The sequence below is a fragment of the Halomonas sp. IOP_14 genome, assembly GCF_021021315.1.
In the GTDB taxonomy this organism is placed as follows: Bacteria; Pseudomonadota; Gammaproteobacteria; order Pseudomonadales; family Halomonadaceae; genus Vreelandella; species Vreelandella titanicae.
This window is the reverse complement of the sequence record NZ_JAINWD010000003.1, coordinates 76,164-92,240: the sequence shown is the minus strand read 5'-3', so window position 1 is coordinate 92,240 and position 16,077 is coordinate 76,164. Positions and strand designations below refer to the sequence as shown.

The 16,077-nt window shown below is 54.4% G+C and carries 12 protein-coding genes and 1 pseudogene; 7 read left to right on the top strand and 6 right to left on the bottom strand.

Annotated elements, in window-relative coordinates:
* Positions 1-20: 20 nt before the first annotated feature.
* A complete protein-coding gene (locus tag K7H09_RS03465; RefSeq protein WP_230803591.1) occupies positions 21-1,970 on the bottom strand; it encodes an FAD-binding monooxygenase in 1,950 nt (649 codons plus the stop codon).
* Between the two features lie 346 nt (positions 1,971-2,316).
* Here K7H09_RS03465 and K7H09_RS03460 point away from each other — a divergent pair, with 346 nt between their 5' ends.
* Together K7H09_RS03460 and K7H09_RS03455 are read left to right on the top strand one after the other, a co-directional pair.
* Entirely contained in the window at positions 2,317-3,774 is a 1,458-nt protein-coding gene (locus tag K7H09_RS03460; RefSeq protein WP_230803589.1) for an aldehyde dehydrogenase family protein, read from the top strand.
* Between the two features lie 8 nt (positions 3,775-3,782).
* The gene (locus tag K7H09_RS03455) at positions 3,783-5,525 is read left to right on the top strand and encodes a thiamine pyrophosphate-dependent enzyme (RefSeq protein WP_230803580.1); all 1,743 of its coding nucleotides are present in this window, start codon (positions 3,783-3,785) and stop codon (positions 5,523-5,525) included.
* On the opposite strand, the gene K7H09_RS03450 is transcribed toward K7H09_RS03455, so the two are convergent.
* Positions 5,522-6,436 carry a LysR family transcriptional regulator gene (locus tag K7H09_RS03450; protein ID WP_230803578.1) on the bottom strand — a complete coding sequence of 305 codons (915 nt, stop codon included), beginning with the start codon at positions 6,434-6,436 and terminating at the stop codon, positions 5,522-5,524. The two genes, K7H09_RS03455 and K7H09_RS03450, sit on opposite strands and share 4 nt — an antisense overlap.
* A gap of 121 nt (positions 6,437-6,557) precedes the next feature.
* On the opposite strand from K7H09_RS03450, the gene K7H09_RS03445 reads away from it, so the two are divergent.
* The 4 genes from K7H09_RS03445 to K7H09_RS03430 all read left to right on the top strand — a co-directional run bounded on the left by K7H09_RS03445 (position 6,558) and on the right by K7H09_RS03430 (position 11,791).
* Positions 6,558-7,304, top strand: coding sequence for a class II aldolase/adducin family protein (locus K7H09_RS03445; protein WP_217488676.1), 747 nt, complete (start codon positions 6,558-6,560; stop codon positions 7,302-7,304).
* 81 nt (positions 7,305-7,385) lie between these two features.
* The gene (locus K7H09_RS03440; protein WP_230803576.1) at positions 7,386-8,342 is read left to right on the top strand and encodes a TAXI family TRAP transporter solute-binding subunit; all 957 of its coding nucleotides are present in this window, start codon (positions 7,386-7,388) and stop codon (positions 8,340-8,342) included.
* 4 nt (positions 8,343-8,346) lie between these two features.
* Positions 8,347-10,272 (top strand): TRAP transporter permease, encoded by a 1,926-nt coding sequence (locus K7H09_RS03435; RefSeq protein WP_230803574.1) that lies wholly within the window; start codon positions 8,347-8,349, stop codon positions 10,270-10,272.
* A 337-nt stretch (positions 10,273-10,609) separates the two neighbouring features.
* Positions 10,610-11,791 carry an MFS transporter gene (locus K7H09_RS03430; RefSeq protein WP_174788267.1) on the top strand — a complete coding sequence of 394 codons (1,182 nt, stop codon included), beginning with the start codon at positions 10,610-10,612 and terminating at the stop codon, positions 11,789-11,791.
* Between the two features lie 608 nt (positions 11,792-12,399).
* Here the strand turns inward: K7H09_RS03430 and K7H09_RS03425 are convergent.
* Positions 12,400-12,765, bottom strand: coding sequence for an integrase core domain-containing protein (locus tag K7H09_RS03425; protein ID WP_230803572.1), 366 nt, complete (start codon positions 12,763-12,765; stop codon positions 12,400-12,402).
* Between the two features lie 68 nt (positions 12,766-12,833).
* Positions 12,834-13,055 carry a hypothetical protein gene (locus tag K7H09_RS03420; RefSeq protein ID WP_174788265.1) on the bottom strand — a complete coding sequence of 74 codons (222 nt, stop codon included), beginning with the start codon at positions 13,053-13,055 and terminating at the stop codon, positions 12,834-12,836.
* A 379-nt stretch (positions 13,056-13,434) separates the two neighbouring features.
* Here K7H09_RS03420 and K7H09_RS03415 point away from each other — a divergent pair.
* Positions 13,435-13,833: pseudogene (locus K7H09_RS03415) on the top strand (hypothetical protein); the annotation flags it as partial.
* Positions 13,834-14,322: 489 nt separating this feature from the next.
* Here K7H09_RS03415 and K7H09_RS03410 read toward each other — a convergent pair.
* Both K7H09_RS03410 and K7H09_RS03405 read right to left on the bottom strand, forming a co-directional pair.
* A complete protein-coding gene (locus tag K7H09_RS03410; RefSeq protein WP_230803570.1) occupies positions 14,323-15,057 on the bottom strand; it encodes a hypothetical protein in 735 nt (244 codons plus the stop codon).
* A 3-nt stretch (positions 15,058-15,060) separates the two neighbouring features.
* Positions 15,061-15,309 (bottom strand): tannase/feruloyl esterase family alpha/beta hydrolase, encoded by a 249-nt coding sequence (locus K7H09_RS03405; RefSeq protein WP_230803568.1) that lies wholly within the window; start codon positions 15,307-15,309, stop codon positions 15,061-15,063.
* Positions 15,310-16,077: the final 768 nt, after the last annotated feature.

Genomic DNA, 16,077 nt, shown 5'->3' with positions numbered 1-16,077 from the left:
TGCCGCCAGCAGAGTATAGGTCAGCCTGCCTCCAGCATGAAGCGGGCGAAATAAGCCGCCAGCTCTTCATGGGCCTCCAGCGGCAGCACATTTGCGATGTGCTGATCGGGACGCACGATCACCAGACAGCCTTGCTCCCGGTCGATGCCGCGCATGTCGAAGATGTCCTGCTTGTTCTTCAGATTGGGGCAAAAGACCTTCTCGTAGTCGTGCAGTCCGTAACGTCCCTTGCGCGGCCACAGCAGCTGGGGGAAGGCATCCAGGGAGAGCTCGCGGAAACCCTGCTGGCAGATGGCTCGCAGGTCAAATATCGAGTCAACGGCATCCCCTGGCGGTGTGTACTTGCGTACCGGGGAGTCAGGGGAGTCGCTCAGGAACCGGCACAGGCCGCTGAGTCCGGACTCCGGCGCGGCGGGATCGCTGGCGTCGGCGAAGGCGAACAGCCGCCAGCGGCCATCCGCTTTCACCGTGTGGCCTAAGTGCATGGGCTTGGCATCGGAGAGGCGAACCACCGGCGCGGAGTGGAAGCGCATCCCGATCTCCAGGCCCTTGGCAAGATGCTGATGGGTCGGCTCGGCGGAGATCAGCGAGGGGTAGTACTGGATTGCCGTGCCGGCGGTGAAGCGCCCCTGCTTGACGAAATACTTCTGGAATTCCTTGGGATCTACGCCGTCGCCCTTGTCCTCGGGTGAGCCCTTGGGCGGGGCGCTGAACATCTTGGCAAACGTTCGGTCGAAGTCGATCAGCTCCTTGGCCACGGTCTGACGCTCGGTGGTATAGGTGTCCAGCAGCGCCGGTGAGGCCTTGCCCTGCAGCACCGAGGCTATCTTCCAGCCCAGGTTGAAGGTGTCGCGCATCGAGACATTCATGCCTTGGCCCGCCTTGGGGCTGTGGGTGTGGCAGGCGTCGCCGGCGATGAACAAGTGGGGAGCGCGACTGCCGACTTCTTCGAGGGGCACGTCGTCGAACTTGTCGCATAGACGCTGGCCGATATCGTATACCGACCACCAGGCGATTTCCTTCACGTCCAGGATGTAAGGGTGCAGGATCCGCTGCGCTGCGGTGACCAGCTGGTTGGAGGTAATGTTGCGGCTGGCGACACGCTCGTCTTCCTTGAGCTTGTCGAGTTCGATGTAGAGGCGCGTCAGGTAGCCGCCCTCTCGCGGGATGATCAGGATATTGCCTTCGTTAGCGGAGTGGATCGCCGCCTTCATGCGGATGTCTGGGAAATCGGTGACCGCCAGCACATCCATCACGCCCCAGGCTTGGTTGGCGGAATCACCCTGCAGGGCGCGGCCTAGGGACTGACGCACCGCGCTGCGCGCGCCGTCACAGCCCACCACATAGCGGGCCCGTACGGTTTCCACGTTGCCCTTGTGAGCATCATCGGTACGCTCAAGCTTAACCGTCACCGGGTACGCCTCGGCGCCCAGAGTGACCGCATCGGCCTGGGCGGGATCGACCACCACATCGACCACGCGGCGCGAGTAGTTCGGCTTCAGGCGACTCGCTGAGTTGCGCATTAGCTCCAGATAGAAGTCATGGATCCGGGCCTGGTTGAGCACCGTATGCGGGAACTCGGAGAGGCCGTCTTCGGTGTCCTGGATGCGACCGTGGCGCATGATGTTCTTGCGGTTATCTTCATCCGGCTTCCAGAACACCGTCTCGTTGATCCAGCAGGCCTCCTTCATCACCTTTTCAACGAAGCCGAAGGCATTGAACATCTCCATGGTGCGACAAGCGATGCCGTCGGCCTGGCCGAGCTTTATCGGGCCATCCTTCTGCTCGACGATGCGGGTGCGAATCTCGGGGAAGGCCGATAGCTGGGCTGCCAAGGTCAAGCCGGCCGGTCCACAGCCGACAATCAACACATCGACCTCCTTGGGTAGCTGGTCGGCATTGGCGAGCTCACTAACAGGCTCGTGGATGGTCGGGTCGCCGGTCTGGAATCCATTGAGATGAAATTGCATGCGGGCCTCATCGGTATTTACTGATCACTATTGTGATCAATATTATTGTGATGTCATGTCTCGTTAGCAATTAGCCTTTGTGCTTATGCTCATTAAAGTTAATTCTAGTTGACATAACCAAGATCTCATCGTTTCCCCGATTACGAATAGTTAGGGCCTCCCCGCTTCTAGCGCTATGCTCGGCCACGTTTTCGATGAGTCGACATCCTTATTCAGGTAGGCATGTTTTTGTTTTTCACAGATATATCGAAGTGGCTATATATATAGCTAGATATATATATTTGACTGTGGGCTGCGCTTCCATGCATTACTGTCTGCATCTAAGGAGACGCAAGAGGAAAGCAAGATGGAGCGTATCTGCGAGGCCGAGCGTATGTTGATTGGGGGTGAGCTTGTTGAAAGCGTTACCGGCGAATGGATAACATCCATTAATCCCGCGACGGAAGAACCAATTGGACGGGTGCCAGCCGGTTCGTCAGAAGATGTGGACCGGGCCGTCCAGGCGGCAGAAAAAGCTTGGCCCGCCTGGGCGGCATTGACACCGATGGAACGGGCCGCGGCCATGAATCGCTTCGCCGACGCTATAGCGGCCCGTGCGGAAGAGATCCTAAGAATTGAGGTCAGCGACACAGGCAACACGATCCGGCCGATGCGAATGATCGATGTACCATCCGCTGTGGAAAGCTTGCGGTACTACGCCGGGCTTGCTCCCGATCTACGGGGCGACACCATCCCGGCAACCTCCGACAACCTGCACCTGACGATGCACGAGCCTTATGGGGTAGTGGCGCGGATTGCGCCTTTCAATCACCCCATCATGTTCGCTGTCGCACGTACCGCCGCGGCGCTGGCGGCAGGCAACGCAGTGATAGTAAAGCCGCCCGAGACGTCTCCGTTATCGGCGATGGTGCTTGCCGAGATCGCCCGGGATACCCTGCCGCCGGGCGTATTTAACATCGTAACCGGTGACGGCGCTGTTGTTGGCAACGCTATCGTTCGGCATCTGGGTATCAAGCGGATTGCTTTCATCGGTTCGCCCGAGACTGGCCGTGCTATTCAGCGGTCGGCGGCTGAGGTTGCGGTCAAGCACATCACGCTAGAGTTGGGCGGTAAGAACCCAATGATTGTATTTCCTGACTGTGATCCCGAGAAGATCGCTGACGCCGCTGTGTTCGGCATGAACTTTTCCTGGCAGGGCCAATCCTGCGGGTCGCTTAGCCGGCTGCTCTTGCATGAAGATATATACGTTCGCGTACTCAAGGCAGTGGTAGAACGCGTCGCCGCGCTGCGCATCGGCGATCCACTGAGCGACGAGACCGATGTGGGCCCGGTCAACTCCGAGCTGCACATGCAGCGTATCCTGGCACATTGCGCAAATGCCGATGCGGATGGCGCGCGCCGAATGCTGGGCGGTGGGCGGCCAGAAGGGGAACAGTTTCGCAAGGGGTATTGGGTAGCACCCACAGTATACGCCGACGTGACGCCGGAGCTGCGTCTTTGGCAGCAAGAAGTGTTTGGCCCTGTCATGGCGATAGGTCGCTGGAGAGACTTCGAAGAGGCGGTTGCCATGGCCAATAGCACCGAATATGGCCTAACTGCTGCTGTCTGGACACATGACATTAACGCAGCGTTGAAGATGGCGCGACGGATCCGGTCGGGGCATATCTGGATCAACGGATCGAGCATGCATTTTTTGGGGGTGCCCTTCGGCGGTATGAAATCCAGTGGTGTAGGTCGAGAGGAAGGGCGCGATGAGCTGCTTAGCTACACCGAATCCAAAACCATCAATATCATGCTGTCGTGAGGGTAATCATGAGCCATAAATCCAATAATGACGTCCCCTGCTGGGGTTCGGATGCGATAGCCAAAACCTTACAGGGTCTTGAGCTTAACTATATCGCACTCAATCCTGGCGCAAGTTACCGTGGGCTTCACGATAGCTTAGTGAACTTTACCCACAATGACCCGCGGCTATTGTTATGTGTACATGAAGAAGCAGCGGTTGCCATTGCGCATGGTTACGCTAAGGTGACGGGGCGTGCCATGGGAGTCGCGCTACATTCAAATGTGGGTTTGATGCATGGTTCCATGGGTATTTACAATGCTTGGTGCGACCGGGTGCCTATGGTAGTCCTAGGGGCCACGGGTCCAGTTGATGCCACCCAGCGGCGCTCCTGGATCGACTGGATTCATACCTCGCAGGATCAGGGTTCACTGATCCGAGATTTTGTAAAGTGGGATGATCAACCTGGAGGAGTCACGGCCACTCTTCATGCATTGGTTGAAGGAGTTTCCCGTGCGGGAACTGCTCCACGCGGTCCGGTCTATATTAATATCGATGCAGCACTGCAGGAGAAGGCTTTAGATGCGCCGCTGCCCGAAATTGATATATCGCGGCGAGGAGCGCCGCGGACCGGGGCGCCTGTACCTGATTTGGTGAATGAGGCTGCAATGCTGCTGTCAGGTGCAAAAAAAATCGTCGTTCTTATGGGGCGCATGTCGCATGATTATACGGATTGGACGCGCCGCATCGCGTTTGTTGAGCGTCTTGGAGCGCAGGTGGTGACAGATTTCAAGACCGGCGCGACCTTCCCCAGCGCTCATGGCGCGAATATCGGTCACGCAGGCTACTTCCCCGATCCGAAAGCCAAGGCGGCAATTGCTGAAGCCGAGATCATAGTGAATCTCGACTGGCTAGACTTCGGTGGGACATTGCGTTCGGTTTTTGGTGATCGGCCGGTGCCGGCAAAAATAATCTCGGCCACGATCGACGTTCACAATCATCGCGGCTGGGTAAAGGATGGCGGCGCCCCCGCCCCGGCCGATGTAGCCTTCCTTAATGAGCCTGACCAGGTTGTTGCCGCGCTAGTGGAAGCTTTGGAAGCACAGGAAACAGTTCCCTTACCTGCGCTTTCCTTGCCGGACGAAGTAAAGGGCGGCACGATGACATCGCAGGATATCGCAGTGCTCCTACGCCGAGGTGTGAATAAGCGCTCTGTTTGTCTGATACGCGCTCCACTCAGCTGGACCGGCGCGGATTGGCCCGTTTCCCATCCGTTTGGCTCCCTGGGTTATGATGGTGGTGGCGGCATTGGTTCCGGCCCAGGGATGGCGGTGGGTGCGGCATTAGCCCTGCGTGACGAGGGCTTAAAGCACTTGCCACTGGCGGTACTAGGCGATGGCGACTTTCTGATGAACGCTTCGGCTCTTTGGACGGCAGTCAACCAGGGCGTCCCCTTAATGATTGTCGTCGTGAATAACCATTCGTTCTATAACGATGAAGTACACCAAGAGTCGGTTGCGAAGGAGCGGGAACGCCCCGTCGAGAACAAGCATGTGGGCATCGTGATGAACGGACCCGACATTGATGTCAGTGCGATAGCTCAAGGCTTCGGCGCGACAAGCTATGGTTTGCTGACTTCACCTACTGCGGTGATGAAAGCTATAAGCAATGCTCTGGAGGTGGTCGAGAGTGGCGGCGTAGCAGTACTTGAAATCGAAGCGGCTAAGGGCTACGCGCCCTCGATGGTGCAAGCGATGCGATCAGCAGGTTAATCGCGTAATGCGAGGCTTATTTCGTCCAGCATCGTGGTTTGGAATTTGGTCAAATTCTTATTTTTTCGGTAAACCAGGTAGAACGGAACGCGTAGCTCCATACCCAATGTCTCTAGTCTCCTCAGTGAGCCTGAGGCAAGTTCATCTCGAACCGAAGACTGAAACAAGAAGGCAACACCCGCACCAGCGCGCACTGCTTGCTTTATAGCTTCGGCATGGCCAAATTCCATCACAATCTGTTTGCGTGATACGCCAAACTCCATTAATAAGCGCTCCTCGATATCACGACGAGGAGTACGTAACTGAGCCGTGATGAATGGAAGTTCTGAGAGTTCATCGAGCGCTACGCTCTTCGCCTTGGTCTCGGATCTGTTCGATGCCACGAGGATCAGGCGTTCGTCCCGCACCCGTTGTACCTCCAGACCGGCGATATCATGGCGTGGATCTAAAATGGTAAAAGCAAAGTCGCATTCGCCTTGTCTCACCGCATCTGGAACCAGTATCGAGTCAGTCACTTGCACTGATATCTCTCCCTGGGGATAACGCTGTTTGATTGGTGCGATAATACCAGGAAGAACGTAAGAGCCCAGAGTCATTGAGGCACCGATTTTGGCCTTGCCGGCCAGCCCGCGCTGGGTATCGGCTATCTCGCGTTCGAACTCTTGAGTGCGGATGACGACATCCTGAGCCCACTTGTACACGCGATGGCCTTCTTCGGTCAGTGCGATGCGTCGGCCGTTTCTTTCCGTCAGTGAGACTCCTAACTTACTCGCAAGCGATTTCAGATGCGCTGAGACGACAGGCTGGGCAATGTTCAGACGCTCAGCCGCCCGCGAAACGCTCTTCAGCTCTGCGACTATGCAGAAGACTTCGAGCTTATGGATGGTGAGCTGGGAGGCAACTGACCGCATGAGAATCTATACCTTGATGAGTATACAGAAAGGTATAAATATATATTAGTTCCCGTGACGAAACACAACTAGTCTGAATATAAGTATTATCTATCCCTATGAAAGGCGGAGGAGCCACCAGATGCCCGAAGACATGAAAGCACGTTTCGAGGAAGATATTCTTGAGACGACCATTACCAACCTCGTTATTGCCAATCGCATCCTGGCGCGAGAAGACGTGATAGACGACTTTGGGCATGTGAGTGTGCGTAACCCTTTGAACCATGAGCGTTATTTTATATCGCGCTCGCGGAGCCCCGAAGTGGTAACGCGTGGCGATATCATGGAATTTACACTCGATGGTGAGCTAATCGGCAATGACCATCGACGTCCATATGCCGAGCGGCATATTCACGGCGCGATTTACAAGGATCGCCCGGACGTGAATGCAGTGACACATCATCATGCTCGCTCGATTCTTCCGTTCACGATGAATGCAATCTCGCTGCGCCCGATCTTCCACATGTCGTCAGTGATCGGCAAGGAGATTGAGACCTGGGACAGCCAGGTCGAATTCGGCGACACCAATATGCTCGTCGATTCAATGGAGATGGGGCATTCGCTGTCACGAGCACTTGGGGAGAATCGGGTTGCTCTGCTTCGCGGGCATGGGTGTGTCTGCGCAGCGGATAATCTTAAAGCGGTCTGCATGGTGTCTATCGGGCTGAAGGATAACGCCAAGCTCATACATGACACACTCCAGATAGGAGAGCTGAGTTACCTCACCGACGGGGAGATAGAAAAGACAAGCGCCATGCTGCTAAGCCCTATGCCCCTCGCACGGGCTTGGGATTATTGGGTGGCACGAGCGGGATTCAGTGGAATATAAGGGGGGCCAACAGGAAACGAGTAACCCGATAAAAATAAACTAACCATCACCGAAAAATAAAATAAACAACGGAGTATCGCCATGAAATATGCAATGCTGGGTGCGATTTGTCTTGGAACCACAATCTTTATGGCAAGCGGCGCTAGCGCGCAGTCACTTGGTATCGGTGCCGGGACCCAAGGCTCGCAAAACTACGCTGCCAATGCCGGGATGGCGAAGTTTCTGTCTGATGAGGCAGGGATGGACGTGCGCGTGCAAGCCTATGGCGGATCGGGACAGTCGATGCCAATGATTGATGCAGGTCGGCTGGACATGCAATTGATCCCGAGCCCTGATATCTCTGCTGCAGTTCAGGGGCAGGAGCCGTTCGAGGGTAGGCCACTACAGAATCTTCGTATCGTAGCCTCTCTGAGCTCCTCAGCCTATGGGTTCATGGTGCGTGAGGATTCAGATTACTACAAAGTTTCCGACATCGAAGGTAAGAGCATCACCTATGGCTACACAGCACAGCCGACCTTACGGTTCCAAGTCGACGGCATTCTCGCCGCTGGAGGGTTGTACATTGAAGACATGGAAACCCATATGATGCCATCTGTACCAAATGGTGTCGATGACCTTATCGCGGGCAACGTCGATGTGGCCTTTTTCTCCTTGCAGGGTGGTAAAACACGCGAGGCAGATGCTGCCGTAGGCATTCGCTGGCTTGCTGTCAACGATACACCCGAGGCCGAGGAGGCGATGCAGGAATTCGTACCCACCTCCTATATAAAAACAGTCGATCCGGGCGATGGCATTGTGGGCGTGGATGAGCCAACGCCAATGATGGGGTATAACTATATATTAACCGCGGGGAAGCATGTTCCTGATCAGACTGTTTATGAAATCGTAAAACTCCTCCACGAAAATCCTGAGAAAGTGCGTGGCATCCTTACGGCTTTCGCTGACTTCGAGCCAGCTAGCATGGCGCCTACCTATCCGGGTCTGAGCTATCACCCAGGTGGGATCAGCTACTATACCGAAGCCGGGCTGGTAGAGTAGCGTCATGCAAAAGCCGAAAGATAACTCCCTGGATCCCGCTTTAATCAAGCATGCAAAGAGGCTACTAGGGGGATTAATGGTACTGTTGCCGGTGGCTTATGCCGGCAATGTGCATCGTCTACTGGAGATGTCGATATACGATGTACAGCTATTAGTGTTAGTTCTCATACTTTCCCTCTCTGCGGGCTTTCTGATCATGGCGGAGCGCGCCCGCAACAGCTGGCTAGAGGCGGCCAACCTTGTCTGCGCCGCTGTAATATTCTGTGTGGGCTTTTACGTCGCGCTCTTTTACCCATCAATATCGATGGAGGCACCTTATCTTCCGGACTGGCTGATCGCGACCAGTGCTGTTCTGTTCATTGCGCTCATGCTCAACCTGCCAGCTTCAGCCGGTATTGGTATCCTGTCGGTTGTACTAATTTTTCTAGCCTACGGTTTATTTGGGCATCTCGTTCCAGGGGAGCTGCAGAGCCGTCAGACTACGCCCTCGGAACTAGTGGTCTATCTCGCGATCGATGCGAATGGCATGCTTGGCACCGCTCTAAAGGTGGCGGTAATCATCGTTATTCCATTCCTGCTGTTCGGCCAGCTCCTGGCGCGTTGCGGTGCGGCTGATTTTTTTAATGACATAGCCTTGGCTGGCATGGGGCGTTTTCGAGGAGGCCCAGCCAAGGTTGCAGTCACTGCCTCAGGCCTTTTCGGATCGATCTCGGGCAGTGCGGTCGGTAATGTAGTAGGCACTGGTGTGGTAACGATCCCGATGATGAAACGAGCAGGCTTCAACCCTGCCTATGCTGGCTCGGTCGAGGCGGTAGCCTCCACAGGGGGGCAGCTCGTGCCACCGGTCATGGGGGCTGCTGCCTTCATCATGGCTGACTTCATCGGTGTCGATTACTCGACAGTTATGATGGCAGCGCTACCGTCGGCACTGTTGTACTACCTCGCCATCTTCATCAACGTCGACCTTTACGCGGCCAAACGCAACATTCGTGCGGTTGAAGCCTCACAGATCCCCTCCTGCTGGCATTCGCTGCGTCAGGGCTGGCATTTTCTAATCCCTTTCGTAGTTCTCTTCTATACACTATTCGCTCTAAATATGCGCCCCGAACGAGCAGCCGTTCTGGCGGCTCTCACTCTGCTGGCTGTTAGCTTAATTTTTGGCTACCGCGACCGCCGCATAGCTCTTGGAGATATTTGGTCCGTTGTTGCCTCAGCGGGGGCCGCCGCGAGCGGACTCGTCATTGTGTGCGCAGCAGCTGGATTGATCATTGGTGTACTCAATCTTTCGGGCCTCGCCTTCAATCTCACGCTGCATATCATCAATGCAAGCGGTGAAAATGTTTTCCTGCTAGCTCTCATTACCGCACTGATTAGCATCGTGTTGGGCATGGGCATGCCCACTGTAGGGGTATATATCTTACTCGCTACGCTAGTGGCACCGGCGCTCGTCGAAGTAGGCATTCCAGTGATCTCGGCACACCTCTTCGTCTTTTACTTCGGTCTTCTTTCAATGGTGACACCGCCAGTGGCATTAGCGTCCTTTGCGGCTGCCAATATTGCTGGGGCTGGTGCGTGGAGCACGAGCATTGCGGCAATGCGTCTGGCATGGCCAGCCTATGTCGTGCCTTTCCTCTTTCTGTTTGCCCCATCGCTAATCCTAGAGGGCAGTCCTATGCAAGTGACTTGGGCGCTAGGCTCGGCAATAATGGGTATTTACATGGTTACTGCGGGAATTGTCGGCTACATGGGTCGTATGGTAGGAGCATGGTTCCGGTTCTTGCTGATCATAGGAGGATTCCTACTGCTCATTCCAACAGACCTATTTTCAGGCGGCTTCTATACCGACATAGTGGGACTAGCTGTTTTCGGTTTCTGCGTGATTTGTAGTGCGTTTATACGTACTAAGACAATCGATATTCCCAGAATTTAGTTTCATTTTAACCTTAATGACCACTTCCCTAAAGCCAATAAATGCCGCTGGGTCTATTTAGTGACCAATAGCCCAGCTAGGCGTGTGGCCTTACTATCCATGTTAAATGCGTTCTTGGTTCAGCGGGGCAGGGCTTTAAGAGTAGTAGGGGATTTTGTTCGGATAATTGCTAGGTGTAAGTGCTGTTTGTTTTTTGGTTTTTACAGGTTGTTAGATCTCGACACGCAGCGTTTATGACACACTTTAAATGCATTGATAGCCATCATCACCGCATTAAACCGAAGTGTGGGAGGGTGAATAAGTATCCTTAATGCTCATAATTAATAGAGGAGGGGCTGTGGCAAAAACAAGCAAAAAAAAATGTCATGGCTGGACACTCTACGCCTTGAGCTTTTTCTCTTTGAGTCCCATGCTCATGATGGGCCTCGCAGTACCCTTGTGGGGTGTATCGCTCGGTATTGCCCCCTCACACTTGGGGGTCATTCTTTCTGCACGCTCCTTCCTGCCGCTTTTGTTATCAATTTACGGTGGAAATTTACTCGACCAGTGGGGCGTACGACGCACTCTACAGGTGCTTGCTGTCCTATCAATGTTCATACCACTACTTTATCCGGTGCTACCGTTTACATCAGCACTGATCTTACTGGAATTGTTCGGCGGAGTGGTAACGGCTTTCGTGTGGATGTGTGCACAGACTGTTCTGGGGCAGGTTGCGAAGGGTGATCCTTTATATGCAAGTCGCTTCAGCTTCGCCGCTAGCATGGGCAATTTATGCGGCCCGTTTTTGCTCGGCCTGGCCTGGGGGCTCAGTGGGCCATGGGCTGCATTTGGAGTGGTCGCCGCCTGGGGCGCGGCACTGACGCTTTTAGTCGTTAGCTGTGGCAGCAGCTTTCAAGGCGCTAATACACATGTTGATTACGGATCGCGATCAGTGCTTACAACACATTTAACTGCTTTGAAAACCATGCGCGATCGTCAGGTTGCCTTTGTGCTCTATACAACTTTCATTCGGATCGCTGCGTACACAGTACAGGCATCTTTCTACGTGGTCGCTCTAGATTTCGTGGGACAAGGAAAAATACAAATTGGCATCCTTGTTGGGATCGCTGGGCTTTGCTCAGGAGGGTTCACTATGCTCAGTGCTTCCGTGGTTCGACTGATTGGCTCGCAAGAACATGTTTTAGTTAGCGGAGTCGCGCTTGCGATCTTATCTATCGCTGTGACCCCTGCATTTTCTAGTTTTACGCTATTGTTAGTCTTGGCCATTTTACACGGGGCCGGGATGGGGCTATCGATGCCTTTGCTACTCTCCTTGCTTTCAGAGGCAGCGAGCAGCGATACTCAAGGGTTGGCGGTGGGGTTGCGCTCCACTGCCAACCGGCTCGCAGGCGTAGTCATCCCCGTTGGTCTGGGTGCGGCGATCAATATGTTTGGTATCACTTGGGGGTTTTATTTAATCGGATTTTTGTTGTTAGTTTTTTTGTGGCTTGGCTGGTGCGCATTGAAGCCCTCCCAATAAATTTACAAGCGGTAAGCTCCGTTTGTTCGTAAAATGCTGGGGTAAGGAGTGCTATCTTGTCGTCATGTAGCTTGGCCTAGCATAGGTGTGAAGGTATTCTTAGTTAGTGAAATAAAATTAATATTTATTTTTTTGAAGTGGGTTGGGCACTAACAAATGCGCTAATTAAGTTTAACATATTGGGACATAATTATCGCAGAGGCGCTGCCCGATCATGTATACTGATTACCAGTCGATCTCTTTCACATCCACAATGTAGGATGCAAGATACGATGCGCAAACCAGCTAGTCGGAGGTAATATTGCGGCTGGCGACGCGTTCGTTTTTCTTCAATTTTCGGATTCAGTGCAAAGGCGATTCAGATAGCCATCCATGGTACCAGCAAGATATTTCCTTTGTTAGCGAAATGGATGACCGATTTTCAGGCGTATTGCGGGGAAATCAATTACAACCAGCACATCCAACACGCCCTAGCCCTAGTTAGCTGAATCTCCATCAGTAAGCGCCCCAGGGATTTCCTGACTACGCTGGGTGCCTAGTCGCACCCCAACCACATAGCGGGCAGGTATGGTCTCGTATTTTCCCCTCGTGTTTCGGGTCGAGCCTCTCTAGCTGTTTGGTCCCGTGAAGTGGGGATTCGGATCACCATAAAACCTCTCGATCTCTTTTTGCCATTTCTCAAGGATAAATTCAATCGGTGTTTTGCCCTTGAGCGCCCGGAGTGGCCGAGCACTGTTGTAGGCCCATAGATAGTTCTTCAGGTGAGACTGTAACTGCTCCAGCGAGGTGCAGTGAAACGCCCGCGTGGTCACCTCCTTGATGGTTCGATTCATCCGCTTGACCTGCCCATTGGTCCAGGGATGGAGGGCTTCGTTAGCCAACCCGTAACGATGACAGACCACATCGAAGATATGCGGCTTGTAGGTCTTGGTTCCCGCCTTCTTCGCAAACTGCAGGCCGTTATACGTCAGCACGGTGTGGGCGCGGTAAAGTAGGGCTTTCAGTGTATCTTCGAGAAATTCGGCGCGATCTGTCGGGTCATCTACCGGTACAACTGGGCATGAACGAACTTGAACGTTCGGTTCACCGCGACAAACAGATAGGCCTTGCCCTCGCCGGTGTGAATCTCGCTGATATCGATATGCAGGTAACCGATCGGTAGCGCTTGAATGACTTCTTCTCGCGCTTCTACCCGGTACCCTTTGGCAATTGGCTGATGCCTTGGCGCTAATAGAGGCGGTGCAGGCTCGACTGGGTTAGCCATGTAGCTGCACTGTCAACACTCCAATCGACGCTCACTTCGACGGGAATCCTTTAGCGCCGCTGCCACTGCCGGACGGAAATTTCTTAGGTCAACGATGACCGACCAACAGCCGGAAACCTTCGCCCGGCCTCGGGCAGCATCGTGTCGGAGGAGCGCAGCACAGGGTCTTCGTAGCTCGAAGTACGGGGCTGGCGTCTGATGAGCTCGTCGCTGAATCATCTGCCATCGCGCGTTCCCGCCGCTTCCGGGGTCCGCTGAGAGCGGCATGTCGTCCGCTCCCGTCGGTGCGCCTCACTACGTGTCGCTAGGCAGTTAATTGGGTTCTTCCTCAATTTCTGTGGTTCATCCGCTGCTAGCGACGCTATTCCTAGGGGCGAGCATGCAAAGGAAATCGAAAGGGTCGCCCGGCCTAGGGGTCAAAATTCTGGGTGTCGAACTCACTGATGATGACAGAGTTCGGTTGTTTCCGCTGCCGGATCAACAGTCGGCATTTGCTCCGATTGCGGACGGCGAAGACGAAGACGGCACGGCTGGTCCAACTGGAGTCTTCAGGATCAGCCGGTTGTGACGGTTAAGTTCCTGCTGAGCCGCTGGCAAAGCGCACATTAGAAATGTGTACAGCAAACGTTCACCGATTGGCTGCCGACGGTTGCTTCAACTTATGCGCGCCATACAACTAGGGTCGGTCGCTCACAGCAACTCCACGATTCGGGTCGTTGACATCGACGACTGGAGTTGGCAACGAGCAAAACGTTACGGCACCATCATGGTTGAACTGCATCCAGCACGCCGGCGGCCATGCTGAATGAGTAATCTCGGCCATTCTGGTCGCAATAGAAGGGAAGCGGACATGTTCACGAAGATCAAGGTTTCGACCCAGGATGAATATCTCGTCGTCGCATCGTCCATCTCCTCTATCGAAACAGACTGACCTCAGAACGGGGGCATCTATCGGGGCAGGGCAAAACCGTGAGCATCGACACGTTCCATCCAATCTGGCTGAGACATGGCCAGGAAGCGCGCTGCAACGGTAACGCCCCTGCGCGCGCGTATTTCGTTGATCCTACTCTTCTTTGCCGGGGACCCAGCCTCGATTGAAATACGCTATGTCATAATCGCCCACGGGCATGAAGTGTGCCGTTCCTTCGATATCCAAGGAGGACGCCATCTCGTTGAGATCTTGCGGTTCCGTACTTGGCCATTCCCCGGTATCAAACCGTTGGTTCATAACTCCGACCGCCAAGGTACTTTCGGCGGGATTGATGGCCTATCCAGTGCAATGCTGTACGAAGCAAGTCCTCTTTTCCGTTTTTGGCTGCCAGATCCTCATAACCGGGCATGAGCGTGTAGGGGATCTGGTGATCGCCAAGCCCATGCAATCGAAACACAGGAATCTCAGATCTCCTACGATGTTGCGGCCGGCAGCGCCCCAATATTCGAGCGCATGAGTAGACGCTAGGACGCCGGACGCCTCGTTGATCCTTTGAATATCCGCCTGAGGTCCCAACCCCGCCTCTTGATAGAGCACCTCGACGGCATTCTTGACGGCAGGGTTTACGTTCTCGAAATACGCCGCATAATCGATATTCTCGTTCCAAGACAATTGTTGACCCTGCGCGGAATTCTCGAACATCGTCCGGGCAGCGCCACCAGGGCTCCACGATATGAGCAGCAGCGTGTTGTACATCGCCTCTTGCAGCGCCTTCGGGTCTTCTAGATACGGATGCTGTTCGTCACCGCCAGCCGTCCAAACTGGCCATTCTCCCAGCGCAAATGCCAGTGCCATACGGGCACGCCCATCCGGCAATTTTTGTGCAGCCTTGAATGCCTTCTGCCATTCCTCCGGAAGCGTCCCACCGATTTCGTTCGCATCGGCACCGGCACTAATATCGGGCGGAAGGTTAGTGATCGCCAAGTTGGGCGCCGGGCCATGTCCGGCTTTCTCATAGTACTCGGCGAGGAGCGTCTGCAGGACGAACCAGCCGTCGAGAAAGGTGTTCATCAGTCACACGGGCGTATGCGCGGATAGGGCAACGGCTCCATCAACGCGATCAGAGAAATCTTCGGCCACGGCCAGCGCCGTATGTCCGGCACCGGAGCAGCCGAACTGAATGACGTGTTCAGACCCTTCATAGGTTTTCTCGAAGCGATCGAGAACAAGATCGAGATTGGCGACCTCCCGTGCTGGGTCGTACTGCCAATCCCGGAGTGGGTGGCGTGCGGTGCCTGCCAGGGCATAGCCCCTGTTCAGCAAGGCGCTGAAGCGATCGGACCATCCTGGGCTGTCCTCTCTCGCAGCATAGTCAAGGTCGCGGATCAGCTTTCCATTCCATTCGGTCGGGACGCGGATCAGATATCTCGTCCCGCCGGAAGTTCGTCCTGTTGCTCCTTGTACCCGGCTCCCTCATTATTCGTCACTTCTGGCTGTTTCGTGATCTGGGCCAATGCCGAACCCGATGCCGCAACGCCTCCGAGTATCGCGGCGGCGAACACCGACGCTCCAAGCGCTCCAGCGGAGCAGCACGTCCGCAGTCTACTTTTCCGCATCCGCAGCCCTTTCTTATGAAGATGCCTTTGAACAACTTTCATAGTGTACTACCTTCGTTGTGTTCTCGCTTCGTTGCCCCGTCAGACAGGGCTGTTGAGCCGCATGCGCTTAGATGCCTCAACGACATGAGTGCGCATTAATGCCGCGGCTTCTACGGCCATGCCGGCCACCATCGTCTCGAAGATAGTTCGGTGTTCCTTCCTGACATGAAGGGGCATCTCGGGAAACCGCAGAACCTCGCCGATCGAAGGTCTGAGGTGCTGCCAGTTAAAAAAAATCTACAAAACGATACGGATAAGCAGAAGGTAAAGTTTAATTATCTAACTTAGAGATCTGTATATACACTGCGAGGTTTTGTCAAACATATTAAAGTAGTATTTGTCCTGGCGGGAATCTCTCGCAGATTGTGATGCCCCCAAGGCTTTGTTCAAAAGCCGAATTTGATATTGTCGTCTATCTCGTAGCAACATAGGT